This window comes from Leifsonia sp. KNZ12-8B (assembly GCF_056755495.1).
Window position 1 is genome coordinate 1 of record NZ_JBPGXM010000181.1, and the last position, 5,354, is coordinate 5,354.

A 5,354-nucleotide genomic window follows, 5' to 3' on the forward strand; every position below is an offset into this window, starting at 1 on the left:
AGATGTGTATAAGAGACAGACTGAGCCCCGACCACTGAGCCCCGACCGCCTAACCACGGAAGCACGAACATGAGAGCCCTGTACTACGACGCCTTCGCCGCCCCTGTCACCGTCGCGGAGGTCCCCGACCCCGTGGTGCCGGACGGCGCGGCCCTGATCAGGGTGGCCGCCTCCGGCCTGTGCCGCAGCGACTGGCACGCGTGGGCCGGGCACGACGACTCGGTGTCGCTGCCGCACGTCCCCGGGCACGAGTTCGCCGGCGTCGTGGAGGCGGTGGGCGCGGGCGTCACCCGCTGGCGCGTTGGCGAGCGGGTCACCGCCCCCTTCGTCAACGGCTGCGGGACGTGCGAGTGGTGCCGCAGCGGGCAGGCGCAGGTGTGCCCGCAGCAGACCCAGCCGGGCTTCACGCACTGGGGCTCGCACGCCGAGCTCGTCGTGGTGCGCGCCGCCGACCTCAACCTCGTGGCGCTCCCCGACGGATTGGCGTTCGACGCGGCGGCGAGCCTCGGCTGCCGGTTCGCGACCGCGTACCGGGCGCTGACCGCACGGGCGCGGGTGCGCGAAGGCGAGTGGATCGCGGTGTACGGCGCGGGCGGCGTCGGGCTCAGCGCGGTCATGATCGCGGCGGCGCTCGGCGCGCGTCCCATCGCCGTGGACCGGTCGCCGGCCGCGCTCGAGCTGGCGCGGTCGCTCGGCGCGGCGCATGTCCTGGCGGCGGAGGACGGCACACCGGAGGCCATCGCGGACCTCACCGGCGGCGGGGCCGACGTCTCGGTCGACGCGGTCGGCTCGGTGGCGACGGCGACCGCGTCGGTCCGATCGCTGCGCCGCCGCGGGAGGCACGTGCAGATCGGTCTGCTGAGCGGCGGCCCCGCCCTCCCCCTCGACCGGGTGATCGGGTGGGAGCTGGATGTGCTCGGCAGCCACGGCATGTCGGCCGCCGACTACCCGGCGATGCTGGAGCTCGTCGCCTCCGGCGCGCTGTCGCCCCAGGCCCTGCTCGGTGCGCACGTCGGGCTGGCGGAGGCGGCGCGACTGCTGCCGCTCGCCGAGTCGGCCCCGCCGGTCGGGATCACGGTGCTCGACCCGCGGGGCTAGCGCCGGGCAGAAGGGAGGCGCGCAGCGGCGACACCCCGGGTCTCGGCGGAGGACGGAGGAGGCCGCTGCCGGGAGTGGCCGGATCTCCTCCGTATTCGGCGCGATGTCTGCGGAGGGGCGTGCCGGGCCGCAGCAAGATGGAGGAATGGACCTGCACCTCCACACGTTCACCGCGCCCGACACCCCGGCCGCCCGCGCCGCGCGCGAGCTCGCCGCCGAGTACCACACGCCGTCGCTGCTCAACCACGTCGTCCGCTCGTGGCTGTGGGCGGAGGCGTTCGCGGCGGTGGAGGGCCGCACCGGCTACGACCGCGAACTCGTGTACGTCTCGGCGCTGCTCCACGACATCGGCATCGTGACCGCCTTCGACAACCACACCCTCGCGTACGAGGACGCGGGGGGCCACGTCGGCGTCGCGCTCACCGCGGGCGCGGGCTGGCCGGCCGAGCGGCGCACCCGCGTGCACGAGGTGATCGTGCGGCACAACTGGCCCTCCGTCGACCCGGCGATGGATGCGGAGGGGTACCTCCTCGAGATCGCGACCGCGCTCGACATCTCGGGGGCGCGCGCCGACGTGCTCCCGGAGCCGTTCGTGCGGGAGGTCCTGGCCGCCTACCCGCGCCTGACGCTCGGTGCGGAGTTCACCGCCTGCGTGACCGATCAGGCCGAGCGCAAGCCCGGCACGTCCGCACGGCGGCTGGTCGACGGCGGCGTCGCCCGCAAGCTGCGCGAGAACCCGCTGGAGGCGCTGCCCGGCACGACGCCCGAGTCGTGACTCGTGGCGGGTTGCGCGCGCGAGACGTGAGCTGAGGTCACGACTCGGCGGGGTCGCCTATCCTCGAGACGTGCCCACCCTCCTTCCTCCCGCCGACTGGCGCGCCCGCGAAGCCGCCCATGCCGAGCGCGCGGACGCGCTGACCGCGGACCGCCGCGCCCGCGCGGCCCGGGGCGAGAAGGACCCGGTCGACGACTTCCTCTACACGTACTACTCGTACTCGCCGGCCGTCCTGCGGCGCTGGCATCCCGGCCCGGGCGTCGAACTGCTCGACGCCGCCGGCACGCCCCGCGCCGACTGGCGCTGGTACCGCGCGGGAGAGACGCCGGGCGGCCTCACCGTGGACCGAGAGGCTCTGGAGGCCGAGAAGGCGCCCCTCCTGCGCGGGGTCGAGCGCATCCTCCGCTCCACCGCCGCCCGGCCAGGGCAGTTCGGCTGCTTCGGGCTGCACGAGTGGGCGATGGTGTACCGGCAGCCGGAGCACCGCCACGCCGTGCCGCTGCGGCTCGGCCAAGCGGGCACCGACGCGGTCGTCGAGTCCCACGAGCTGCGCTGCACGCACATCGACGCGTTCCGCTTCTTCACGCCGGACGCCGTGCCGCGCAACCGGTTCGCCCCCACGCGCGAGACGCAGCCCGAGCTGGAGCAGCCGGGCTGCCTCCACGCCGGGATGGACGTCTACAAGTGGGCGGTGAAGCTCGGTCCGCTGGTCCCCGGTGAGCTGCTGCTCGACGCCTTCGAGCTGGCGCGCGACATCCGCCGGCTCGACATGGCGGCCTCCCCGTACGATGCCCGCGTCTGGGGCGACGAGCCGGTGCGGATCGAGACGCCGGAGGGCAAGGCCGAGTACGTGCGACGCCAGCGCGGCTTCGCCGAGCGCTCGAACGCGCTGCGCACGCGCATCCTGGAGGCGTGGCTGGGCGCGCCGGAGCCCGCCGCGTCCTGAGCCCGGCGAGTCGTGAGCAGGTGCGGGTTGCGGTGCCGAGGAGTGACATGAGCTCACGACTCGGCGGCTCCGGGAACTAGGGCGTCGGGGCCGGGACCGGGAGACCAGGTCCGTTCTGCTCCTGCCCCTGCTCCGGGGTCGGCGTCGGGGTCGGGGTCGGCGCGGGCTCGGCGGGCTGCTCGGGCTCCGGGGTGTCGGTCGGCGTCGGCGCGACCGTGGGCGCCGGCGTGGACTCCTGGTCGCCGGAGTCCGAGCCCGACCCGGAGTCCTCCGCCCCGTACAGCACCGCGTCGCTGGGCTCGGCGAAGTCGTCGCCGCCGTAGAGCGTGTCCAGCGCCTCCAGGATCGGCTCGGCGATGCGGAACTTCACGTTGCCGCCGTTCACCCCGTTGAACTCCAGGTCGCGCAACGGGGTCGAGCCGGACACGTTGCCGACCCAGGTGGCCGTGGCGACCTTCGTGGTGGAGGTGACGAGCCAGTTCTGCAGGGAGTCGTCGGTGGTGCCGGTCTTGCCGAGGATGGGCGTGCCGTCGTACGGGTTGGCGCTCTCGGCCGTCCCTCCCCCGCGCATGACGCCCTGCAGCGCGTACGCGACGCCCGCCGCGATGTCGGGCTTGAGGCCGGGCGTGCAGGAGGTCTTGGTCACGGCATGCTCGCTGCCGTCGGCGTTGACCACGCGGTCGATCGCGATCGGGGTGCAGGCGGTGCCGTTGTTCGCGATGCCGGCGTACGCGGTCGCCATCGTGAGCGGGGCGATGTAGTTCGTGCCGAGGATCATCGACGGCGTCGAGGTGAGCGGGTTCTCCGCCGAGGCCGCGTGCACGCCGAGGCTCTTCGCGGCGTTGAGGATCGAGCACAGGTCGGTCTCGGTGCCCATCCGGGCGAACGCCGTGTTCACCGATTCCGCGGTGGCCGCCATCACCGACAGCCGGCTCGCGGAGCCCTCGTCGTTGACGACGTGCCAGTCGGGCCCGGCGATGTCCTCGCAGGAGTTCGTGAACTCGTCGGTGGAGAATGTGTGCTGCGACGCGTTGACGGTCTCGTACAGCCCGTGCCCCGCCTCCAGCCAGCCCGCCAGGTCGAACGCCTTGAACGTGGAGCCGGTCTGGAAGCCCTGCGAGCCTCCGTAGTCCTCGTCGGTGTTGTAGTTCACCGCCGTGGTGCCGTCGGCCGGCTGGTCGGTGTTGTTGAAGGCGCGGTTCTGCACCATCGTCACGATGCGCCCGGTGCCGACCTCGACCGAGACGTTGGAGGCGCCGAGGTCGATGTCGGGGCGGGACGCGGGGACGTACGCGCTCAGCGCCTGCTGCGCGGTGGCCTGCAGATCGAGGTTCAGCGTCGTGTAGATCTTGAGGCCGCCGCGGTTCAGGGTGGCCCAGCGGTCGTCGGCGGTCTTGCCGTACGCGGAGTCGTTGAGCACGACGTCGCGCACGTAGTCGCAGAAGAACGCGGCGTTGTACTGGGCGGCGGCCGCGCATCCGCTCGTCGTCGGGGTGATGGCCGGCTGGATGGGCGTCTTCTTCGCCGCGTCGCGCTCGGCGGCGGTGATGGTGTGCGTCGTGTACATCCGGTCGAGGACGTAGTCGCGGCGCTCCAGGGTGAGGGCGTACCCGTTCGCGGCGCCGTTGTCCTTGTTGTCGGGCTGGTCGATGCGGAGGTTCGCCGGGTTGTTGAGTATCGCGACCAGCGTCGCCGCCTGGGGCAGGGTGAGCTGCGCGGCGGTGGTGCCGAAGTAGTAGTGCGCGGCTGCCTGGATGCCGTACACCTGGCCGCCGAAGCCGACGACGTTGAGGTAGCCGAGCAGGATGTCCTGCTTGCTGTACTTCTTCTCCAGCCCGACCGCGTAGCGCATCTCCTGCACCTTGCGCTGGAGGGTGACGCCGGCGGCGTCGTCGTAGCAGGCCTGCAGCTTCTTCTGGTCGGTGAGCGCCTCGCACTTCTCGACCTCGATGTTCTTCACGTACTGCTGCGTGATGGAGGAGCCGCCCTGCACATCCCCGCCGATGACGGTCGCGAGCGCGCCGCGGATCGTGCCCAGGATGTCCACAGCACCCTCGGAGTAGAACCGCGGGTCCTCGGCCGACACGGCGGCGTCCTTGACGTCCTGCGCGATGTCCTTCCAGCCGACGTCCTGCCGGTTCTGGGCGTAGAACTGCGCGATCGGGACGTCCTGGCCGCCCTGCTTGGCGTACACGGTCGAATTCTGGGCGAACTGCTGGATGGTGAGGTCGCCAGGCAGCGCCTGGAAGTCGTTCACCCCGGCCGCCGTCGCCGCACCGGCGCCGAGCACGCCCGGCAGCACGAGCACCGTGCTCAGCACGGCCGCGACGAGCGCGAAGCCGAGGAACTTCCACACGGCACCCCGCCGGGTGCTCGGGATGCGCAGCTCGAACCCCCGCAACGGCTCGGCGAGGCGGTCGAGGGCGGCGGGGACGCGCGGCGGCACGGCGCGGGCGGGGTCACGGGTCGTCATCGTCCCACAGGGTGCCCGCGGCGGCTGTGGAGGGGGTGGGTGCGGTCTGGATGTTGCTGAGG

4 protein-coding genes are annotated in these 5,354 nt (G+C 72.8%); 3 read left to right on the top strand and 1 reads right to left on the bottom strand.

Going from position 1 to position 5,354, the window contains the following annotated elements; translation table 11 throughout:
• Positions 1-69 precede the first annotated feature (69 nt).
• From ACR9ZG_RS17650 to ACR9ZG_RS17660, 3 genes are all read left to right on the top strand, one after another.
• A complete protein-coding gene (locus ACR9ZG_RS17650) occupies positions 70-1,098 on the top strand; it encodes a zinc-dependent alcohol dehydrogenase family protein (protein ID WP_481286151.1) in 1,029 nt (342 codons plus the stop codon).
• Between the two features lie 145 nt (positions 1,099-1,243).
• Positions 1,244-1,873 carry an HD domain-containing protein gene (locus tag ACR9ZG_RS17655; protein WP_481286152.1) on the top strand — a complete coding sequence of 210 codons (630 nt, stop codon included), beginning with the start codon at positions 1,244-1,246 and terminating at the stop codon, positions 1,871-1,873.
• Positions 1,874-1,943: 70 nt separating this feature from the next.
• The gene (locus ACR9ZG_RS17660) at positions 1,944-2,819 is read left to right on the top strand and encodes a 3-methyladenine DNA glycosylase (RefSeq protein WP_481286153.1); all 876 of its coding nucleotides are present in this window, start codon (positions 1,944-1,946) and stop codon (positions 2,817-2,819) included.
• 76 nt (positions 2,820-2,895) lie between these two features.
• Here the strand turns inward: ACR9ZG_RS17660 and ACR9ZG_RS17665 are convergent, their stop codons facing one another.
• Positions 2,896-5,292, bottom strand: coding sequence for a transglycosylase domain-containing protein (locus ACR9ZG_RS17665; RefSeq protein ID WP_481286154.1), 2,397 nt, complete (start codon positions 5,290-5,292; stop codon positions 2,896-2,898).
• Positions 5,293-5,354 lie beyond the last annotated feature (62 nt).